The 19,736-nt window shown below is 64.9% G+C and carries 15 protein-coding genes and 1 pseudogene; 6 read left to right on the forward strand and 10 right to left on the reverse strand.

Features of this window, described 5'->3' with window-relative positions:
* Positions 1-80: 80 nt before the first annotated feature.
* Together HNO82_RS11125 and HNO82_RS11130 are read left to right on the forward strand one after the other, a co-directional pair.
* Positions 81-1,535, forward strand: a complete 1,455-nt coding sequence (locus tag HNO82_RS11125) for an ATP-binding protein (protein ID WP_175343748.1) — start codon at positions 81-83, stop codon at positions 1,533-1,535.
* Positions 1,532-2,275, forward strand: coding sequence for a response regulator (locus tag HNO82_RS11130; RefSeq protein WP_175343749.1), 744 nt, complete (start codon positions 1,532-1,534; stop codon positions 2,273-2,275). The genes HNO82_RS11125 and HNO82_RS11130 overlap by 4 nt, the downstream gene beginning before the upstream one ends.
* Before the next feature lie 158 nt (positions 2,276-2,433).
* Here the strand turns inward: HNO82_RS11130 and HNO82_RS11135 are convergent, their stop codons facing one another.
* From HNO82_RS11135 to HNO82_RS11150, 4 genes are all read right to left on the reverse strand, one after another.
* Complete coding sequence (locus HNO82_RS11135) at positions 2,434-3,984, reverse strand: methyl-accepting chemotaxis protein (RefSeq protein WP_175343750.1); 1,551 nt, start codon at positions 3,982-3,984, stop codon at positions 2,434-2,436.
* A gap of 180 nt (positions 3,985-4,164) precedes the next feature.
* Positions 4,165-5,643 carry an efflux transporter outer membrane subunit gene (locus HNO82_RS11140; RefSeq protein ID WP_175343751.1) on the reverse strand — a complete coding sequence of 493 codons (1,479 nt, stop codon included), beginning with the start codon at positions 5,641-5,643 and terminating at the stop codon, positions 4,165-4,167.
* Positions 5,640-6,872 (reverse strand): efflux RND transporter periplasmic adaptor subunit, encoded by a 1,233-nt coding sequence (locus tag HNO82_RS11145; protein ID WP_175343752.1) that lies wholly within the window; start codon positions 6,870-6,872, stop codon positions 5,640-5,642. Before HNO82_RS11145 ends, HNO82_RS11140 begins: the two co-directional genes overlap by 4 nt.
* Before the next feature lie 3 nt (positions 6,873-6,875).
* Positions 6,876-10,064 (reverse strand): efflux RND transporter permease subunit, encoded by a 3,189-nt coding sequence (locus HNO82_RS11150; RefSeq protein ID WP_175343753.1) that lies wholly within the window; start codon positions 10,062-10,064, stop codon positions 6,876-6,878.
* A gap of 409 nt (positions 10,065-10,473) precedes the next feature.
* Here HNO82_RS11150 and HNO82_RS11155 point away from each other — a divergent pair, with 409 nt between their 5' ends.
* On the forward strand, positions 10,474-11,352 hold the full coding sequence (locus HNO82_RS11155) for an oxygenase MpaB family protein (protein WP_175343754.1): 879 nt from the start codon (positions 10,474-10,476) through the stop codon (positions 11,350-11,352).
* Between the two features lie 22 nt (positions 11,353-11,374).
* Here HNO82_RS11155 and HNO82_RS11160 read toward each other — a convergent pair whose 3' ends face one another.
* The 4 genes from HNO82_RS11160 to HNO82_RS11175 all read right to left on the reverse strand — a co-directional run bounded on the left by HNO82_RS11160 (position 11,375) and on the right by HNO82_RS11175 (position 14,174).
* On the reverse strand, positions 11,375-11,746 hold the full coding sequence (locus HNO82_RS11160; protein ID WP_175343755.1) for a c-type cytochrome: 372 nt from the start codon (positions 11,744-11,746) through the stop codon (positions 11,375-11,377).
* Between the two features lie 43 nt (positions 11,747-11,789).
* Complete coding sequence (locus HNO82_RS11165; RefSeq protein WP_175343756.1) at positions 11,790-13,013, reverse strand: MFS transporter; 1,224 nt, start codon at positions 13,011-13,013, stop codon at positions 11,790-11,792.
* A complete protein-coding gene (locus tag HNO82_RS11170) occupies positions 13,013-13,357 on the reverse strand; it encodes a DMT family protein (RefSeq protein ID WP_008333485.1) in 345 nt (114 codons plus the stop codon). Before HNO82_RS11170 ends, HNO82_RS11165 begins: the two co-directional genes overlap by 1 nt.
* 79 nt (positions 13,358-13,436) lie before the next feature.
* Entirely contained in the window at positions 13,437-14,174 is a 738-nt protein-coding gene (locus tag HNO82_RS11175; protein ID WP_175343757.1) for a hypothetical protein, read from the reverse strand.
* A 212-nt stretch (positions 14,175-14,386) separates the two neighbouring features.
* Here HNO82_RS11175 and HNO82_RS11180 point away from each other — a divergent pair, with 212 nt between their 5' ends.
* Both HNO82_RS11180 and HNO82_RS11185 read left to right on the forward strand, forming a co-directional pair.
* Entirely contained in the window at positions 14,387-14,719 is a 333-nt protein-coding gene (locus tag HNO82_RS11180; RefSeq protein ID WP_008333487.1) for a DMT family transporter, read from the forward strand.
* A 123-nt stretch (positions 14,720-14,842) separates the two neighbouring features.
* A pseudogene (locus HNO82_RS11185) lies at positions 14,843-15,028 on the forward strand (SDR family NAD(P)-dependent oxidoreductase); the annotation flags it as partial.
* A gap of 214 nt (positions 15,029-15,242) precedes the next feature.
* Here HNO82_RS11185 and HNO82_RS11190 read toward each other — a convergent pair.
* Positions 15,243-16,592: a sigma-54-dependent transcriptional regulator gene (locus HNO82_RS11190; protein WP_175343758.1), complete on the reverse strand. Its 1,350-nt coding sequence runs from the start codon at positions 16,590-16,592 to the stop codon at positions 15,243-15,245.
* Complete coding sequence (locus HNO82_RS11195; protein ID WP_249776982.1) at positions 16,577-18,031, reverse strand: sensor histidine kinase; 1,455 nt, start codon at positions 18,029-18,031, stop codon at positions 16,577-16,579. Before HNO82_RS11195 ends, HNO82_RS11190 begins: the two co-directional genes overlap by 16 nt.
* Positions 18,032-18,126: 95 nt before the next feature.
* Here HNO82_RS11195 and HNO82_RS11200 point away from each other — a divergent pair, with 95 nt between their 5' ends.
* Positions 18,127-19,641 carry a sensor domain-containing diguanylate cyclase gene (locus HNO82_RS11200; protein ID WP_175343759.1) on the forward strand — a complete coding sequence of 505 codons (1,515 nt, stop codon included), beginning with the start codon at positions 18,127-18,129 and terminating at the stop codon, positions 19,639-19,641.
* Positions 19,642-19,736: the final 95 nt, after the last annotated feature.

Raw genomic sequence — 19,736 nt, forward strand, 5'->3', positions numbered from 1 at the left:
CAGCGGCAACTTGTGCGCCACCGGACGCCGGGTTCTTGATAAGCTCTGGCCTGATTCCACCGACCGCCTGCTGCATCCCCATGTCCATCGCCCACTCGATTGTCGAGCTGACCGACCGCCTCTTCTATCGCGCCAACATCCGCCTGAAACTCTTCTATGCGATGCTGGCGCTGATCGTGGTGGTGATCGCGGCCATCAATGGTGCCGGGCATTACATCTTCAACCGCGACTTCCTCGGTTATCTCAACGAGCAGGCCCAGCAGCGCATGGAAGACATGGTGCCGCGCCTGGAGCAGGCCTATCGCGAACATGGCAACTGGGACTTCATTCGCGGCAAGCCGCGCGTCTGGTTCGAGCTGATGAAGCCGGCCATCGTCGAACACAATGGGGTGGTCACCACGCCGGGGCCACCCATGACGGCCTCCGACCTGACCGGCGCGACGCTGCGCTTTTCCTTGCTGGATGCCCGACGACAACTGGTGATCGGCTATCCCAAGGTCGGTCCCGATGCGCGCCTGCGGCCCCTGCTCCAGGATGACGTGATCGTCGGCTGGGTGGCGCAGACGCCCTTTGAAAGCGTGATCGGTGCCCTCGACCTGCGCTTCCAGCAAAGCCAGTTCCTGGCCCAGCTCATCATTGCCGTGGTGGCGGTGATGCTGGCGGCCTTCCTGGTGGTGCGCATCTCGGGCGTGCTCACGCGCCCGCTCACGCGCGTGGCGCGGGCCACGCACCGGCTGGCCGGTGGCGATTATGCGATCCGGGTGGAGGTGGAATCGGGTGATGAAGTCGGGATGCTGGCGCAGGACTTCAACCGGCTGGCCATGACCCTGGAGCGCAATGAAAAACTGCGGCGCGAATTCATGGCCGATGTCTCGCATGAATTGCGCACTCCCCTGGGCATTCTCAACGGCCAGCTGGAGGCGCTGGAAGATGGCGTGCTGCAACCCGATGCGCAGACGCTGCACTCCCTCAAGAGCGAGGTGGCGCATCTGAACAAACTGGTAGGAGACCTTTATGATCTCTCCCTGGCCGATGCCGGTGCGCTCACCTATCGTCGCAGCGACATCGACCTGGTACCGTTGCTGCGCGAGAGCGCAGCCGTCTATGCCGAACGCTTCAGCCAGTGCGGCATGACGCTGACCTGCAGCCTGCCCGCTACCATGCCCGTGCACGCCGACGCGGCACGCCTGCAGCAGTTGCTCAACAATCTCTTCGAGAACAGCCTGCGTTACACCGACAGCGGAGGTCGCCTGCAAGTGCATGCCCAACTGCAGCAACAGCACTGGCATCTGGTCTTCGACGACAGCGCGCCGGGCGTACCGCCCGAGGTGATGGCGCGCCTGTTCGAACGCTTCTTCCGGGTCGAGGCTTCGCGCAACCGCGCCAGCGGCGGGGCCGGGCTGGGCCTGGCGATCTGCCGGCGCATCGTCGATGCCCATCAGGGGACCATCGGTGCCACTGCCTCGCCCCTGGGCGGGCTGCGGATCTCGGTCGTGTTGCCGGCCCGCCTGGAGGATGAAGGGAATGCCGCATGAGTGATGGCTCCGAAGAATTCCGCTTTGCCGCCCCCGCCAGCGCCGATATCCTCATCGTCGAGGACGAGCCCAAGCTGGCCGAGTTGCTGCAGAAATACCTGGCACTGGCCGGCTACACCTCGCGTCATGTAGCACGCGGGGATGCGGCACTGGATGCGGTGCGCGCGCAGCGCCCGGACCTGATCCTGCTCGACATCATGTTGCCGGGCATGGATGGCTGGGAGATCTGCCGCCAGCTACGGACCTTCTCGGATGTACCGGTATTGATGCTCACTGCGCGCGCAGAGGAAGACGATCGCTTGCGCGGGCTGGAACTGGGGGCGGACGACTATATCGGCAAGACGCCGTTTTCGCCGCGCGAAATCGTGGCCCGGGTCAAGTCCATGCTCAGGCGCAATGCGCTGGTACAGCGTTCGGTGCAGGTCGGGTCGGCAGCGCAGATGGCCGCCCCGCTGGTCATCGATGAACTCCGCCACCAGGCCAGCGTACGTGGCGAACCGCTCAACCTGACGCCGCTGGAGCTGCGGCTGCTCAAGACCTTTGCGGCGGCACCGGGACAGGTCTTTTCGCGGGAACAACTGCTCAATCATCTGCATGATGATGATCGCTCCGTGACCGATCGGGCCATCGATACCCATATCAAGAACCTGCGCCGCAAGCTGGAACCCTGCTTTCCGGGACACAATGCGATTCAGGCGGTGTACGGCGTCGGGTATTGCTTTGCGTTGCCGCCGGATTGAAACGGGCGGCATTGCCTGGCGATGCTGAATCAGCGGCAGTTCATTGAACGCAATCTGAAAGTCACTTTCGATCAGGATTCATGAACGATGGCTTTACGTAATTAACGATTACGTAAAACCATCATGTTCAGCGATCTGTCAGATCCACCGGCACTGCATCAACGCTGGATCTTGAACACGCTCACCACCTGCGACAAGCGACCAGCCTGATCCTGCAAGGACTGCGCAGCAGCGGCCGCCTCTTCCACCAGTGCCGCATTCTGCTGGGTCACTTCATCCATCTGGGTGATGGCGCGATTGATTTCCTCGATGCCGGTACTCTGCTCGTTGCTGGCCGCGCTGATCTCGGCCACGACATCGGTGACGCGCTTGACGCTGGCCACCACTTCACTCATGGTCGCGCCTGCACGTTCGACCAGCTGGCTGCCGGCGCCGACCTTCTGCACCGAGTCATCGATCAACTGCTTGATCTCCTTGGCGGCGGAAGCCGAGCGCTGTGCCAGCGAACGCACTTCCGAGGCCACCACCGCAAAGCCGCGGCCCTGCTCGCCGGCCCGCGCCGCTTCCACGGCCGCATTCAGGGCCAGGATATTGGTCTGGAAGGCGATGCCATCGATGACCGTGATGATGTCGGCAATGCGATTCGAACTCTCGGTGATACCTTCCATGGTCTGTACCACCTGTCCCACCACTTCGCCCCCCTGGCTGGCCACGTCCGAGGCCGAGGCCGCGAGCTGGTTGGCCTGGCGGGCATTGTCGGCATTCTGCTTGACGGTGGCCGTCAGCTCTTCCATGGCAGAGGCGGTCTCTTCCAGCGAACCGGCCTGCTCCTCGGTGCGCGAGGACAAGTCGAGGTTGCCGGTGGCGATTTCCTGCGAAGCCGTGGTGATGGCATCGGTGCCATGACGCACTTCACTGACGATCTTGTGCAGGCTGTCATTCATGGCACGCAGCGAGTGCATCAGCATGCCGGTTTCATCCTTGCTGTCGGAACGGATATCGACCGTCAGGTCACCCTGCGCCACCCGTTCGGCCACGCTCACCGCTTCGTTGAGCGGGCGCGAAACCGCACGCGCCACGGCGATGGCCAAGGCGAGGGCGATGACCACGATGGCCGCCAGCAAACCGAAGATCCACGCACGTGCCGACCTGAAGACATCGGTGGCGCTCTGGTCGGAACGCGTGCTGCCGGCATCGTTGATCTTGATGATCTCATCCATGTTCTCCAGCATGCTGCGGAAGGTCTTGTTGGATTCTCCCTTGAACATCGCGCGGGCTTCTTCTTCCTTGCCGGCACCGGAAATGTCGGCGAGCTTCTTGTCGATCTCCAGATAGGCGGCGAAGCTTCGGGAGAACTTCTCATACGCCTGTTTCTCGTCCGGCTCCGACAACTGGGCTTCATAGGTGGCGCGCTGCTTGGCCAGAATGGCCAGTCGCGTATGGATGGCCTTGATGGCATCCTCGCGTTCGACGGGCGTGACCGCGGTGATCATCTGCAATTCCGAAATGCGCATGCGCGGCAGCGAGGCCTGGATCGACTGCGCCGCCTTGATCGAAGGCAGCCAGTTGGTGGCCATGTCGGTAGAAGCCTGGTTGACCGCCTTCAACTCGCTGATGGCGAAGATCCCCAGGATGACCGTCAGGACGATGACGGCCGCAAAGGAAAGGATGAGCTTCTTGGCAATCTTCAGATTGTTGAACCAGTTCATGTCTGCCTCGTTGTTCTTGCTCGTGGGAATATCACTGGCGATTCTAGGCAGGTCGGGAAGCGGCCATATCGTCGATTACACGGGCGTTTACGGGGCAATTGCAGCGCTTGTGACACGGCGCTGACAAGACCGTCAGAAATGTCCTCCCACTCCCCCGAAACTGGTCAGGCCACCAGATCACTACTTCTCTGCCGGCGATAAAGTTTGCGATTGCACAAGCGGCGCCCCGTCTCGGCGCTCATGCCAGTCGCCGCCCAGCGCCTTGATGAGAAACACCGACACCAGCAGGCGTTGCCCCTGCAACTGTGCCGCCTGGCGCTCGCTGTTGAGCAAGGCCTGTTGCGCGGTGATCACATCCAGATAGGGCGTGGCCCCACCCTCATAGCGGCTGCTGGCAATCTCCAGTACCCGACGCGCACTGGTGATGGCCGATTGTGCCTGCCGACAAGCCCGGTCCAGTGCGGCGATACCGGTAATGCCGTCTTCCACTTCCTGCATGGCCGTCAGTACGGTACGTCGATAGCTGGCCACGGCGGCGTTGTAGCCGGCCTGGCTCAAATCCACCCCCGCCCGCAGGCGACCGCCATCGAACAGGCTTTGCGAGGCCGACACCCCCAGCGACCACAGCAGGCTGGGCGCATTGAAGAGCGTAGCCCAGTTGCGGCTGTCGACTCCGTACCCGGGTTGCAGCATGAAGCTGGGATAGAAGGCGGCACTGGCCACACCGATCTGGGCATTGGCCGCGGCCATGGCGCGCTCGGCGGCAGCCACATCGGGACGGCGCTCCAGCACGTCCGAGGGCACGCCCAAGGGAATGTCCGGCAGCGCGACGGGGGCCAGCGAGGGCGCCAGGCGGAACACCGGCGCTGGGGTACCGATCAGGGTGGCGATGGCGTGTTCGTATTGCGCACGCTGGCGGCCGAGCAGATCCACCTGGGTCAGCGTGTTGTCCAGCAGGGCTTGCTGCTGGGCGACGTCCAGTCCCGAGGTGGCGCCCAGGTCGTGGCGGGAGGTCGCCAGTTCCAGCACCTTGCGCTGCAGCGCAATGGCGCGCCGGACGACGTCGAGCTCGATGTCCAGCTCGCGCAGGTTGAAGTAGTTGCTGGCCAGTTCGGCCGTGAGCAACAGGCGCGTGTTTTCCAGGTCAGCCGCCGATTGCTGGGCCGAGGCACTGGCCGCCTGCACCGAACGTCTTGCCCGTCCGAAGAAATCCAGCTCATAACTGACGTTCAGGCCCAGTGCGAAATCATTCTGTACGGTGGCGTAGTTGGGCGAGTTGTAGTTGGTCAGGGGCCGGTTGGCCGAAATGCGCCCGCGCGCGGCCCGTGTGTTGATGCCGACCTGCGGCACTTGCGCCGCCCCGGCCACCTCCAGCTGTGCGCGTGCCTGCGCCAGTCGGGCCGCAGCAATGGCCAGGGTCTGGTTGCCGGCCAGTGCCTGCTGTTGCAGGGCGTTCAGCTGCGCATCGTTGAAACGTTCCCACCACGGGCCACGCGGGGCAGCATCCTGCGGCTGCATGGTGCGCCACGGGGCTTCCGGGGTCCAGGCGGCGGGCATGTCCACCTGCGGCCTCGCGTAATCCGGACCGCTGGCGCAGGCAACCAGCAGCAACGCACTGGCCAAGGCAAGCACAAGACTGTGGCGGCGCGGCAGGTTCATGAGGCAGCCTTCCTGTCGGCGGATTTGTCCTGCCTGTCCTTGGGCTGAACCGGTGCAGGTTCAACCTGATCGCCTTCGGCCAGCGAATCGGGGGGATTGAGGATCAGCTTTTCGTCGCCCCTCAAGCCGTCCAGCACTTCCACGGTCGCACCGAAATTGCGCCCCAGACGAACCTTCTTCAGCTGCACCCTGTTCTGTCCATCCACCGCCGCCACCAGCGAACCATCACGCCGGAACATCAGCGTATCGGCCGCCACCAGCAGTGTGCCACTGGGCTTCAACGGCAGGGCCACCTGCACGAAGGCCCCCGGCAGCAGCGCCTTGTCGGCATTGGCGAGCGTGACCTCGATCTGCATCGAGCGCGTGGTCGCATCGATGGCACCGGCGGTGCGCGCCACCTTGCCTTCGAACTTGCGTGCGCGCAATTCGGACTGGGTCACCGTCACCGGCTGGCCGGGCTTGACCAGATTGGCGTAGGCCTGCGGTACGTTCACGTACACGCGCAGCGGATCGGTCTGCGACAGCACGAAGAGCGCCCGCCCGGCACCCGGATCGATGAGATCGCCCACGTCCACGTTGCGGCGCGTGATGATGCCCGAGAACGGCGCCACGATACGCTTGAAACTCTCCACCTGGCGCAGGCGCGCGACATTGGCGTCTGCCGCCGCCAGGTTGGAACTGGCCTGGGCGAAGGCGCTGCGGCGTTCATCGAGTTCCTGCTGCGAGACGGCGTCCTTCTTGCGCAGGGCTTCCCAGCGCACCATCGAGCTCTTGGCCAGTTCCATGCTGGAGGCGGCCTGCTGGCGTGCAGCCAGGGCTTGCGAAAGCTGCTGGTCGATCTCGGGGGTATCCAGTTCGGCCAGCAGTTCGCCCTTCTTCACTTCGGCGCCGATATCCTTGGCCCAGCGCTTGAGATAGCCTCCGGCGCGCGCCGAGATGGGCGACTGCACGTAGCCCTGCAGGCTGCCCGGCAAGGTCAGCGTCTGGCCTTCGCTGCTGCTGCGGGCGGGTGCCACCCTGACGAAGACTTTGGCACGCTCGGCCGTGCCAGCCTCCAGTGCGCGGGCATTGGCGGCACGGCTGACCAAGGTGCGCGCGGCCCCCGCAGCCAGCAGCAGCAGGACCACGACCAGCACCAGTTTGGCGCGCCTCATCATCTGCTGGCGCTGTTGCGGCTCGCCCTCGCCAAGCGGGTGGATGCCGAGTTCGGAATGACGATCATGCGACATGGTTCAAGACTCCTGATGCGCGGGCCCGCCCGCCTGAATGCGACGTCTCTCGGCGCGGCGGGCCAGTCGCTGATGCACGCCGGCAAACACCACCGGCACGAAGAACAAGGTCGATACGGTGGCCAGCAACAGACCTCCGATCACGGCACGCCCCAGCGGGGCGTTCTGCTCGGCCCCCTCGCCCAGGCCCAGGGCCATGGGGATCATGCCGATGATCATGGCCAGTGCCGTCATCAGCACCGGACGGATACGGGTGGAACCCGCTTCCAGCGCGGCCGCCAGCGGTGTGGCACCGTCTTGCCTGCGCTGCCGCGCAAAAGCCACGATCAGAATGCTGTTGGCCGTGGCCACGCCCATGGTCATGATGGCGCCGGTCAAGGCCGGCACCGACAGCGTGGTGCCGGTGATGAAGAGCATCCAGGCAATCCCCGCCAGGGCTGCGGGCAAGGCGGCGATGATGATGGCCGCATCGATCCACGACTGGAAGTTCACCACCACCAGCAGGTAGACCAGCACGATGGCCATGGCCAGCCCCACGCCCAGGCCGATGAAGGAGGACTGCATGGTCTCCACCTGGCCGCGCATGACCACCTGACTGCCGCGCGCCAGCCTGGGCTTGATCTCGTCCACCAGGGTGGCGACCTTGTCGGCCACGCTGGCCAGGTCGGTACCCTGCACGCTGACGTAGACATCGATGGCCGGCGAGATGTTGTAGCGCGAGGCCACCGCCATCTGGCGTCCCGCATGCACATCGACCAGGTTGCCCAGCAACTGCGGCGGTGTGGTGGCATTGGCGCCGGCGCCCACCGGAATGTTGAGCAGGGCATCGAGCGAATCGACCTGGTATTGCGGCGACTGCACCGCGATGCTGTAGACCACGCCATTGTTGGGATTGAGCCAGAAGGCCGGCTGCGTCTGCGAGCTACCCGACAAGGCAATGAGCAGGTTCTGTCCGACGTTGGCCGCCGACAGGCCGAACTGCTGAAGTCGTGTGCGATCCATGCGCAGGTCCAGCGCGGGCGCATCCAGGCGCTGATGCACGTGGGCATCGACCGCCCCCGGAATCTGGCGGATCCGCTTGGTCAGTTCGGCGGCCAGGAGCGCGTTGGCCTGCATGTTGGGACCGGTGAACTGGACGTCGATGGCGGCCGGCAGGCCGAAGTTGAGAATCTGGGTGACGATGTCGGCCGGCTGGAAGAAGAACTCGATGCCCGGGAAGCGGCGCGGCAACTGCTCGCGCAGCAACGACACCAGTTCCTCGGTGGGGCGATGGCCCTGCTTCAAGGCCATCAGGATTTCACCATCCAGGGTACCGATGGTGCCGGCATTGCTGTAGGACAGGTTGATGCCGGAATTGGGTACGCCCAGATTGTCGAGGATGGTCTCCAGTTCGGAAGCCGGGATCAGGGTGCGGATGACACGTTCGACTTCATCGGCGGCGCGTGCGGTTTCCTCGATGCGGGTGCCGGTGGGCATGCGCATGTGCAGGCGGATCTGTCCGCCATCCACATTGGGGAAAAAGTCACGCCCGAGCAAAGGATAGAGCAGGCAGGACAGCAGGCAGAAGCCCAGGAAGCCCAGCGCGAACCGGCGCCGGTGCGCCAGCAGCGAGGACAACACCAGCGTGTAACCGTGGCGCACGCGCTCGAAACGGTTGTCGAAGGCACGATAGAGACGCTGCAACAGGCTCTGCCTGGTGCTGTCGACCTGGCCATGGTGGGCCATGAGCAGCATCACCAGCGTGGGCACCAGGGTGCGCGAAAGCAGGTAGGAAGCGGCCATGGCAAACACCACTGCCTCGGCCAGCGGCACGAACAAAAAGCGCGCCACGCCCGAGAGGAAGAACATCGGCACGAACACGATGCAGATGCACAGCGTGGCCACGAAGGCCGGCACGCCGATCTCGCCGGCACCGACGATGATGGCATCGTGCAGCGGTTTGCCCAGGTGCAGGTGGCGTTCGATGTTCTCGATGGTGACGATGGCCTGGTCCACCAGGATGCCGACCGACAGTGCCAGACCGCCCAGGGTCATGAGGTTGAGCGTCTCACCCAGCGCCGCCAGCATCAGGATGGCCGCCATGATGGACAGTGGAATGGTCAGCCCGATGATGAGCGTGCTGCGCCAGTTGCCCAGGAACAGCAGCACCATGGCCGCGGTGAGGCCGGCGGCGATGAGCGCCTCGCTGATGACGCCGGTCACGGCTGCCTTCACGAACAGCGACTGGTCGAACAGCGGAGTGATCTTGAGGTCTTCCGGCAGGGTCTGGGCGGCCGTGGGCAGGAGCTTGCGCAGGTTGTCCACGATGTCCAGCGTGGAAGCGCCACCGTTCTTGAGGATGGACAGCAGCACACCGCGCGCGCCATCCTGGCGCACCACGTTGGTCTGGGGCGAGAAGCCATCGCGCACGTTGGCCACGTCCTTGAGATAGATGGTGGCGCCATTGGTGGTGCGCACCGGCAGTTCATTGAGGCCCGCCACCGCTTCGGGCGAACCGTTGATCCTGACCGCGTATTCGGTTGCGCCGAACTTGGCGGTGCCGGAAGGCAGGATCAGGTTCTGCGTATTGATCGCATTGACCACATCGATGGGGGCCAGCCCGCGCGCCTGCAGGGCCTGGGTATCGAGATCCACCGAGATGAGCCGGCTCTTGCCGCCGTAGGGATAAGGCACGGCCACGCCGGGTATGGTCACCAGTTGCGGACGCAGGGTCTGCACGGCGGCATCGAAGACGCTCTGCTCAGGCAGCGTGGGCGAGGACAGCGCCAGCTGCATCACCGGGATGCTGGAGGCGGAGTACTTGATCACCTGCGGCGGCGTAATGCCCGGTGGCAGTTGCCGCACCTGGGTCTGCACCGAGGCCACGACCTGGGCAATGGCGGTCTGGATGTTGGCCTTGGGCTGGAAGAACACCTTGATCACCGTCACCCCGGCCAGCGACTGCGACTCGATGTGCTCGATGTCGCTCACCACCGTGGTCAGCCCACGCTCGTTTTGCGCAGCGATGCGCTGGCCCATCTCCTGGGCCGACAGGCCGTTGTAGTTCCAGATGATGGAGACCACCGGGATATTGATCTCGGGGAAGATGTCGGTGGCCATGTTCTTCAGCGTCAATGGCGTGGCCAGCACGATGAGCAAGGCCATCACGATGAAGGTGTACGGGCGGCGCAAGGCCAGCGCAACCATGTTCATGAACTGCTATCCCTGTGAAACGGGCAGGCCGGACCGGCTGCCCTGTGGCTCAGCCCTGCCCGCAGCCGGCATCCCGTGCGATGTCGGCCGTCCTCTCCCGTGATGCTGCATGACCTCTGGCGCGGCCTGGCGTGTTTCCCCGGTGTCCCGGCCGCGTTGCCTGAATGTGCGCTTGTTATGCGCTGCCCTGCGCCCCGATGTTGTTCTTCTGGGACCGCGCGGCGTGGCTATTGTAACGGCCTCGCAAGCCGCGTGCAGAAGGCTTTTCGACAAATCGCTTTCTGACAGAAATGTCAGCGAAGCGCTTCTCGCCGGCTGCCAGCACATCCGGAAAAAAGTCCACATGAAGGACCCGGCAAGAATGCGGTCGCTATGGCACACTGCCCTTCCTTCTCGCCATTTCTGCATCATGGAATTCCTGCGCCAGCGCATCGAAGCCAACGTCCTCGCCATCAGTCGCGGCCCCGGCAGTGCCGACTTCCTGCAGCCGCCGGGCGACCCCGGCCTGCTCGGCCCGGACTCGGCGGCCTGGCAGGTGCACAGTGACTTCACCGCCATGCTCACCGGCGGCGTGGCCGCGCTGCTGCTGCAGATGCTGCATCCGCTGCCGCTGGCAGGCGTCTGGGACCACTCCAACTTCCAGACCGACATGCTGGGCCGGCTGCGCCGCACCGCGCAGTTCGTCGCCGGCACCACCTTCGGCAGCCGGGCCGACGCCGAGCGGCTGATTGCGCGCGTCAGGCAGATTCATCTTGGCGTCACCGGGACTGCGCCCGACGGACGCCCTTATGCGGCCAGCGATCCGGATCTGCTGACCTGGGTTCATGTGGCCGAAGTACATTGCTTCCTGCAGGGCTATCTGCGTTATCGCCATCCGGATTTTCCGGCGGCACGGCAAGACCGCTATCTGGAGGAGATCGCACTGGTCGCCGAAGCCTTGGGTGCACGCGAGGTGCCGCGTTCAAGGGCGGCCATCGCCGATTACATCGACCGCATGCGACCGCAATTGCGTTGTGACGACCGTACCCGCACGACCTTGCAGCTGGTCCTGCATGCACCTGCTCCCAACCCGGTAGCACAGCCCTGGACGAGATTGATGATGCGCGGCGGCGTGGACCTGCTGCCACCTTGGGCGCAGGAGATGCTGGGTGTGAGGCCGCGCGGACCGATGCGGCGCGAACTGCTGCGCCGCTCGGTATGGCTGGCTGCGCAGCCTGTCCGCTGGGCCATGCGCAACGGCTCCATTCATCTGGCCCGCAGACGCATGGGCTTGCCGCCGCAGGCCTGAGGAAGAGGGTGGCAATGTCGCCCTAGGGATTGAAGCTGCGCAGGTAGGCCAGGATGTCGTCGATCTGCTTGTCGCTGCCGATGCCCCAGAAGCGCATCTTGTTGCCGGGGACCACATCGCTAGGGGCCTTGAGGAAGGCGCGCAACTTGTCTTCGCTCCAGATGAAACCGGCCGATGCCATCGCCGGGGAATACTTGAAATCGACGGTCGAGCCGGCCTTGCGCCCGATCACGTTGGTCAGCTGCGGACCAAAGCCGCCGCGCGCCGAGGGGCCGACCGCATGGCAGCTGGCGCATTTGGCGAAGGCGGCACGGCCGGCGACGGGGTCGCCGGCCGCGTGGGCCGCCAGCGGAAGGCTGGCAAGACAAAGGACAAACAACAGGCAGGAACGCATGATCGACTCTTGAAAGTTCTACCCTGGCGGGCATGCGGGGATTCTAGCGCTGAACCGCCATCGGTGCGGCCCCATGTTCCCGCCGCTGCGCCAGCGCACCCCACACCCCCAGCGCCAGCAAGGCGATCCCGGTCAGGGCTGCAAAGGCCGCGCCATAACCGTAGTGCCTGGCCACCACGCCGGCCAATGCCGGGCTCATGGCTGCACCGATGGACTGGATGGTAGTGACCGCGCCCAGGCCGATGTTGATGTGGCCGCTACCCTGCAGGATGCGCGCCACCGAGCCCGGCAAGGCCACCCCCAGCAAACCCGCGCCGACGCCATCGAGCATCTGCACCGGCAACAGCGCCCAGGCCGAATCCCAGACCCCGGCTACCAGGCCGCGCACCGGCAACGCCAGCAGAGCCACGGTGATCAACAGCCAGTAGCCCTTGCGGTCGGCGAACCGACCCGCAAAGAGCGCCGTGGGGATCATCACCAGTTGCGCCACGATCACGGTCAGCGCCGTATAGAGCGCCGGATCGGCATTGCCGCGCGAGACCACCGACTGGCTCAGCAAGGGCAGCATGGCCGCATTGCCCAGGTGGAACAGCATCATCACCAGCGCCAGCAGCATCAGTGCACGCGAACCGGCCAGCACACGCCAGGTGGACGCCTGCGGCTGGTCGGCGGCACGTTCAGGATCGAGGCCACGGGCGACATCATGGTCGATGTCCTCGGGCCGGATGCGCGAGAGGCACACCAGCGACGCCACCGCCATCACCGCCATCAGCACGAACACCGCCGGCAAGCCCCAGAAGTAGCCGAGTGCACCGGCCAGCGCCGCCGAGAAGACATTGCCGCCGTGGTTCCAGGCCTCATTGTTTCCCAGCTGCGCAGGCAAGCCCTGCTGGCCGACGATGCCCAGCGTCAGGCCGGCAATGGCCGGTCCGATGATGGCGCCGACGATGCCGGTGCCGACCTGCGAGAGGGCCGTGACCGTGAAGCTGGACGAGATCAGCAACAGCAGCGAGCCCGCCACCACCAGCACCGAACCGATTCCCACTACCAGCCGCTTGGCGCGCACCGCATCGGTGAGTGCGCCGGCAGGGGTGGTGGCGAGCATGCCGGCGATACCGCCCAACGTCATCACATAGCCGATGTCGTCAGCGGCCCAGCCATGACCCATCAGGAAGACGCCCAGGAAAGGGCCGAGTCCGTCGCGCACATCGGCCAGGAAGAAGTTCAGCCTGGACAGCCAGGCAATGGAGCCGGCGCTGGCATTCATCAAAGGGGCCCCTTGAAGATGAAGAAGGCGCCCAGGCAGATGCAGCCGAAGCCGACCAGGTGATTGATGGTGAACTGCTCGCCCAGGTACAGCACCGAGAAGATCGAAAACACCACCAGCGTGATGACCTCCTGCATGGTCTTCAGTTCGGCGGCGTTGTAGACGGTATGGCCGATGCGGTTGGCGGGCACCGCGAAGCAGTATTCAGCCAGGGCGATGCACCAGCTGACCAGGATCACCAGGTACAGCGGCCGGTTCTCGAACTTGAGGTGGCCATACCAGGCAAAGGTCATGAAGACGTTGGAGATGATGAGGAAAACGATGGGAAGGATTTTTGGCGACATGGTTCTTGTTCTTGATCAGATGGATGAAATGACACGCAGGACATCGGGCAGAGCGGCCGCCTGCCCGTGCCGCAAACCCTTATCGGACGCGGCTGTACAAGGGTTGCAAGGAATCGGCGCTGGCGCCGGCATCGATGGCCTCGATGGCGGTGCCGACACTGTTGCGGGTTCCCAGGCCATTGGCAGCAAATGGCGCGCCGGGTTCCAGCGGGGTGCGCAGGCTGTCGGGGGCGAAGCGCACGATGCTGCCGTCATCAAGGATCACGCCATTGGCTTGGCCACGCGGGTCAGTCAGCACCAGGGCGATCTTGCCGCGCACCGAGAGCTGGCGCAATTGTGCTGCGCGCAGATGCGGCGGCAGCGGCGGATTGGCATCGAAGGCAGGCGGGCGGTCGATCACGGTCTGGCCATTGGCCAGGTTGACGATGGCATCGGCCTTGATCACCCCGGCCGCTTCCGCCTGGCCGAACACGCGCACCGACTGGCCCGGCCTGACGGCGTTCTGCAGGGTCTGCGACAGGTGCGGAGGGAACTTGACGACCGTGCGCTCACCCACCATCAGGCCATCGACTTCGCCATAGGGATTGATCAGCAGACGACTCACGCGACCTTCGGTGATGGGCGCCTGGGAGGTCATGGCGGCATCATAGGTGGCAGGCGGGGGCGCCATGGGCGCAGCGAGCGGCGCGGCGCCCGGCGGCGGGACCGGCGGCAGGGCCTGGGCCTGGGCCTGGGCCACCATCATCGATCCGGACAGGACCAGGGCCAGGGCCGGGAACGCAACTGGCCAACGAGGAAGCAAGGTGGAACGGGACATGACAACTCCTTTGCGCTGTGAGGTGAGAGAGGTACGCTCTCTTTTTTGCAAACCCCGTGCCTGCCATGAATCCCTTGAAAATCAATGACTTGAAACTATTCCTCGTCGAGTGGTGTCCGTTCTCGTGACACCCTGGCGTCCGTTGCCGGACACTGTCCGCGCCGCGCACCGGCACACGTTGAACGACTTGATTTATCCACAGGAGAACCCGCATGTCCGCTTACCTGACCCTGGCGGTCGCCATCGTCGCCGAGGTGATCGCCACCACCGCCCTCAAATCCTCACAGGGATTCACGCGTCTCTTGCCGGGCATCATCGTGGTACTGGGCTACGGGGTGTCCTTCTATTGCCTGGCGCTGACCCTGCGCACCCTGCCCACCAGCGTGGCCTATGCGATCTGGTCCGGGGTGGGTCTGGTGCTCATCACCCTGGCGGCATGGCTTGTTCACCATCAGCGGCTGGACTGGCCGGCCATCGCAGGCATTGCGCTCATCGTGGCCGGCGTCATGGTGATCAATCTGTTTTCGGCCAGTGCGGCGCACTAGGGGCTGTTCACACCTCAGGCGCGCACTTCGCGCCGCATCGATTGCGGGGCCACGCCAAATCCGCGCAGGAAGACTTCACGCATGTGGCGGCGGGCATAGTTGAGCGCATCCTGGATGCGGTCGGTCTTGGGTGCCAGCGACGATGTAGATGCGGCCCTGGTGGGATTCCAGCGCGGCGAGCTGGTCACCATCCCCTCGCTGCATGACGAAGACGCCTGGACCCGTTTCGAGAGCGCACGCCAGCACATGGCCACCCAGCTCTCCGCCAATGCCCCGGCGCCACGCTACACCGGCACCGATCTGCACTGAGTAGCCCGGATAGACCGTTTTTTGTCCCGATATGAACCTTGCCGCGACGGCCCGCTACGGGCGGGCGATTGCGGCCCCCCACCCCAGACCACGTGAAGGAAAATCATGAAACTGACTGGTGTCAACGCGACTTCAGTCGCCAATCCCATCCCCGTCTGATCGTCACGCACTACGCCGTGGCGGGGCTGCTGCCGGAACACCGCATGCAGCAGGCTCAAGCCTCTGCCCCGCCCTGTTCTTCCAGCTTGCGATACAACTGCTGGCGCGAGATGCCCAGTCGGCGGGCGGCTTCGGCACGATTGCCGTTGGACGCCGCCAATGCCCGTTGCAGCATCACGCGTTCAACCTGTGCCACCGCCACCGCCAGCTCGCCATCCCAGTCGATGGCCATGTCGCGGCCTTGGCCGGCCGCGCTGCGCTCGTCCAGTTCGATATGCTCCACCTCGATGCTGGCACCGTGGCTCATCACCGCCGCACGCTCCATGAGGTTGCGCAGCTCGCGCACATTGCCCGGCCAGGAATGCTGCAACAGGCGTCGCGCTGCCGCCGGGCTGATGCGCTTGGGGGTGTCGCCACCCTGCTGGCGCAGGAAATGTTCGGCAATGGCGAGGATGTCGCCGGGACGCTCGCGCAGCGGCGGCACCTTGATCGGCAGGACTTGCAGGCGATACCAGAGATCCTCGCGGAAGCGCCCTTCGCTGATTTCCTGCGGCAGGTCACGGTGGGTGGCGGCGATCACCCGCACATCCACCTTCACCGCCTGCTGGCCACCGACCGGCGTGAGTTCGCGTTCCTGCAGCACGCGCAGGATCTTGGCCTGGGTCGGCAGGGCCATGTCGCCGATCTCGTCCAGGAACAGTGTGCCGCCATGGGCTTCCTGGAAGCGGCCCAGGCGCGCTGCGGTAGCGCCGCTGAAGGCGCCTTTGACGTGGCCGAACAGTTCGCTCTCGATCAGCTCGGCGGGAATGGCAGCGCAATTGACGGCCACGAAGGGACGCGCCGCGCGCAGGCCGTTGCGATGCAGGGCGCGCGCCACCAGCTCCTTGCCGGTGCCGGTCTCGCCCAGGATCAGCACGGTGGCGTCGCTGGTGGCAGCACGCCCGATCTGCTTGAACACCTGGCGCATGGCCTCGCTGTCGCCGACCAGGGCATTGCGTTCGCTGCTGGCTGATGTGTCTGGCGTCATTGCCGTATCGGCGCGGGCCGCGCTCTGGCGCAGGGCGCGCTCCAGCGTTTCCACCAGGGCCGCGCGCGGCACCGGCTTGGTCAGATGATCGAAGGCCCCCAGGCGGATGGCTTCGATGGTGTTGTCGCCGCTGGCGTAAGCGGTCAGCATGATGCAAGGGATGGCCGCGATGGCCGGGGCACGCTGCAGGAAGACCAGGCCATCTTCCTCCGGCATGCGCAGGTCGACGATGGCCACGTCCACCGCATGCGCGCCCAGCAGTCTCAGGCCGGCGGCAGTACTGCCGGCTTCCAGCACCTCGTGACCCAGGTCGCCGACGGTCTCGGCCAGGCTGCCGCGAAAGGCAGCATCGTCATCGACGATCAGGATGCGCGCCATGGCAACTCCATCTCGAAACGGGCGCCGCGTTCACTGGCGGCCAGGTTGATCACGCCACCATGCGCATGCACGATCTCGCGCACCAGCACCAGGCCCAGGCCGGTGCCACCACTGCGCTGGCTGACGAAAGGGTCGAACAGACTGTCACGCAAGGCCTCCGGCACGCCCGGTCCGTCATCGGCCACCCACAGCACCAGCCAGCCATCGTCGCGCAGGCGGGCGCCAAGTTCGATATGACCACCTGCAGTGCCATGCGCCAGGGCATTGAGCAGCAGATTGTCCACGGCGCGCGCCATCTGCACCGGATCCAGCGCACTCGTGACGAGACGCCCGGCAAAGCTGCCCCTGTCGATGGCGGCTTGCAAGCGCACCTGTTGTCGCTCGGCCAGTTCGGCATGGGCCTGGCAACGGGCATCGATCCAGGCCGACAGATCGGTGGCCTGGCGCTGCACCTGGAAGGGCTGCGCCAGCGCCAGCAGGCTGGCCACCAGCGTATCCAGGCGCTCGGTCTGGCTGACCACCATTTCCAGCGCGCCGGTCACGCGTTTCTCGCGCACCTGCGGGGGTGCGGCCAGGGCATTCTCGGCCTTCATGCGCATGGCGCCAATGGGATTGCGGATCTCGTGGGCCATGCCGGCAGCGACCCGGCCCAGCGTGGCCAGGCGTTCGGCATGGGCGAGCTGGCTGGCCAGGCGTTCGGACTGGCTGCGCCAGCGCGTGAGCGTAGCGCCCAGCCATACACCGCTGATGATCACGAAGGCCAGCAGCAGGGCGCTGGCTACCAGCAACTGATTGAGCACCGTGGCACTCATCACGGGGACGCGCTTGAGGGTCCAGGCGGCCAGGGGCAGCTTGTCCAGCGGCACCGGACAGGCGGCAAACACCACCGCCTCGCGCAGGCCGGGACGCACGTCGGTGACGGTAGTCCCGCCATCCAGGGCGCGCTGCGCCATCGAGACGATGCGTTCCATTTCCGCGCCCGGCGGGTCGCGCTTGATGCCGCTGCCGTCATAGGTCGGGAAGGCATAGGCCACGACATTGCGCTGCGGATGCCAGAAGCCCCCCTCCACTCCGGCCTGATCGCGCAGGGACAGGTCGATCACCGCCTGCATGATCGCACTGCCGGGCAGGCCATCTCCGTCGGCGGCAATGCGGGGCGCGCCACTGCCGGAAGAGAGCGCGTGCGCCAGGCCCGCGCTCATGGTTGCACAACTCACGGCGGCCTGGCCGGTGGCCTGGCTGATCTGCGAGGAGGCGCCCTGGCGGCTCAGCTGCAGCAGCAGGAAGGCCAGGATGAGGGCGATCAGGGCAATGAATGCCCACAGGATGACCAGGTCGCGCTTGATGGTGTTCTTGATGTTCAGGATGCCTCCGGCACGGCGCCAGTTCGGTTGGCGGCGCTCGCATTTGACCATGAAGCGGGCGACCAATGAAACCATGTGACAGACGGTGCTGCACACCGGTTCATCATTTGTTGCAGGACAATCACGTTGCCGCCGATCAAGATGGAAGCGCGTTTTGCTTTATGCGTTAATTGCGCCTGGGCATTCGTGGGGGAACAAAAATCAAGCAGTTGAAGAAATACCTGGTCGTCGTCCTGGGCATTGCCATGCTGATGGTGGTGGCCATGTGTGCCAGCACGCTCTATCAGAGTTACCGCCAGACCCGTCTTTCGGCAATAGCCAACGCCAACAACGTGACGCTGATCTCCCAGCGCGCCATCTCGCGCAACCTCGAAGTACTGTCGCTGTCGCTGGACACACTGGCCTACCGCTACCAGCATCCGCTGGGTGGCCACCGGCTCAACGAGGCGCAGCGCTATGCCTATCTGTTCGGCAGCGCGCCCAGCGTCAGCAACATCACGGTGATGGCCGTCATCGGCCCTCGCGGCGAGGTGCTGGCCAGTTCGCGTCGCCGTCCTGGCGAAGCCGCCCCCAATTATGCCGACCGTGCCTACTTCACCGCGCACCGCGATTCGGCCAATGTCGGCCTGTACGTTTCCCGTCCCATGCGGGCCAAGCTGGGCAATGAACTGCAGGTGGTGGTGCTGTCCAAGCGGCTGTTCAATGAAGACGGCAGCTTTGGCGGCATCGTCGTCATGGCGCTGGACCTGGCTTATTTCCGCGATCTGTTCGAAGGCTTGTCATTGGGCGCCAATGGCGTCATCTCGCTGTATTCGGACGATGGCGTGGCCTACATGCGGGTGCCTTACCGCGAGGACATGATAGGACGCGACCTCAGCGGCAGCGGCAATTTCCAGCATATCAAGAACGCTCTGCAGCATGAGGAGGGCAGTTTCTTCGCCCGCGCCAACAGTGATGGCCAGGAGCGGCTCTATACGTTCCGCCGCATTCCCGATTCGCCGCTGATCGTCTTCGTCGGCTATGCGCAAGAGACGATCTTCAAGAGCTGGCGCAAGACGCTGTATGCAGTGCTGCTCTCGCTGTTCATCTTCGCCTTGCTCTCGGCCTATCTGCTCTCGCATATCCGGCAAGAGCTGCGTCGCCGGGTGAGTACCGAAAGGCGCCTGGAGGAACTGGCCCTCACCGACGGCCTGACCGGGCTGCTCAATCGCCGCGCTTTGGACGATGCCCTGCAGGCCACCTGGGAGCGCTGCCGGCGCAATCTGAATTCGACCTTCTCGGTGCTGTTCATCGATGTGGACTATTTCAAGCTCTACAACGACACCTATGGTCACAAGCTGGGCGACGAGGTCCTGCAGGAGGTGGCGCAGGCCATTGCTGAAAACCTGCCGCGCAACACCGACTGCGCCGGCCGCTACGGCGGCGAGGAGTTCGTGGTGCTGCTGGAACTGACCGATGAACAGGGCGCCCGCCTGATGGCGCAGCGCCTGTGTGACGCGGTCTACAGCCGCCTGATCGTGCATGCCACCAGTCCGCTGCGCGTGCTCACCATCAGCGTCGGTGTGGCGACGCTGCAGCGCGAACATCATCGTCGTGTGGAGGACGTGCTCAATGCCGCCGATGCGGCCCTGTATCGCGCCAAGCGGGACGGGCGCAATGCGGTGCGCATCAGCGGCGTGGCGTGATGCACGTGGATGCGGACTCCAACAAAAAGGGCGCCATTGTCATGGCGCCCTTCGTTCATCCCGACACGGCCGCAACGGCAGCGGCCGGCTGAGGA

Source organism: Herbaspirillum sp. C9C3 (assembly GCF_013359625.1).
Lineage (GTDB): Bacteria > Pseudomonadota > Gammaproteobacteria > Burkholderiales > Burkholderiaceae_D > Herbaspirillum.

What these genes read in the sequence shown, in the direction of transcription:
- HNO82_RS11145 (WP_175343752.1), bottom strand. Translation starts at nt 6,872, where the DNA reads ATGTCGCATGATCGTCATTCCGAACTCGGCATCCACCCGCTTGGCGAG.
- HNO82_RS11165 (WP_175343756.1), bottom strand. Translation starts at nt 13,013, where the DNA reads ATGAATGCCAGCGCCGGCTCCATTGCCTGGCTGTCCAGGCTGAACTTC.
- HNO82_RS11130 (WP_175343749.1), top strand. Translation starts at nt 1,532, where the DNA reads ATGAGTGATGGCTCCGAAGAATTCCGCTTTGCCGCCCCCGCCAGCGCC.
- HNO82_RS11160 (WP_175343755.1), bottom strand. Translation starts at nt 11,746, where the DNA reads ATGCGTTCCTGCCTGTTGTTTGTCCTTTGTCTTGCCAGCCTTCCGCTG.
- HNO82_RS11175 (WP_175343757.1), bottom strand. Translation starts at nt 14,174, where the DNA reads ATGTCCCGTTCCACCTTGCTTCCTCGTTGGCCAGTTGCGTTCCCGGCC.
- HNO82_RS11195 (WP_249776982.1), bottom strand. Translation starts at nt 18,031, where the DNA reads ATGGTTTCATTGGTCGCCCGCTTCATGGTCAAATGCGAGCGCCGCCAA.
- HNO82_RS11140 (WP_175343751.1), bottom strand. Translation starts at nt 5,643, where the DNA reads ATGAACCTGCCGCGCCGCCACAGTCTTGTGCTTGCCTTGGCCAGTGCG.
- HNO82_RS11180 (WP_008333487.1), top strand. Translation starts at nt 14,387, where the DNA reads ATGTCCGCTTACCTGACCCTGGCGGTCGCCATCGTCGCCGAGGTGATC.
- HNO82_RS11135 (WP_175343750.1), bottom strand. Translation starts at nt 3,984, where the DNA reads ATGAACTGGTTCAACAATCTGAAGATTGCCAAGAAGCTCATCCTTTCC.
- HNO82_RS11155 (WP_175343754.1), top strand. Translation starts at nt 10,474, where the DNA reads ATGGAATTCCTGCGCCAGCGCATCGAAGCCAACGTCCTCGCCATCAGT.
- HNO82_RS11125 (WP_175343748.1), top strand. Translation starts at nt 81, where the DNA reads ATGTCCATCGCCCACTCGATTGTCGAGCTGACCGACCGCCTCTTCTAT.
- HNO82_RS11170 (WP_008333485.1), bottom strand. Translation starts at nt 13,357, where the DNA reads ATGTCGCCAAAAATCCTTCCCATCGTTTTCCTCATCATCTCCAACGTC.
- HNO82_RS11190 (WP_175343758.1), bottom strand. Translation starts at nt 16,592, where the DNA reads ATGGCGCGCATCCTGATCGTCGATGACGATGCTGCCTTTCGCGGCAGC.
- HNO82_RS11150 (WP_175343753.1), bottom strand. Translation starts at nt 10,064, where the DNA reads ATGAACATGGTTGCGCTGGCCTTGCGCCGCCCGTACACCTTCATCGTG.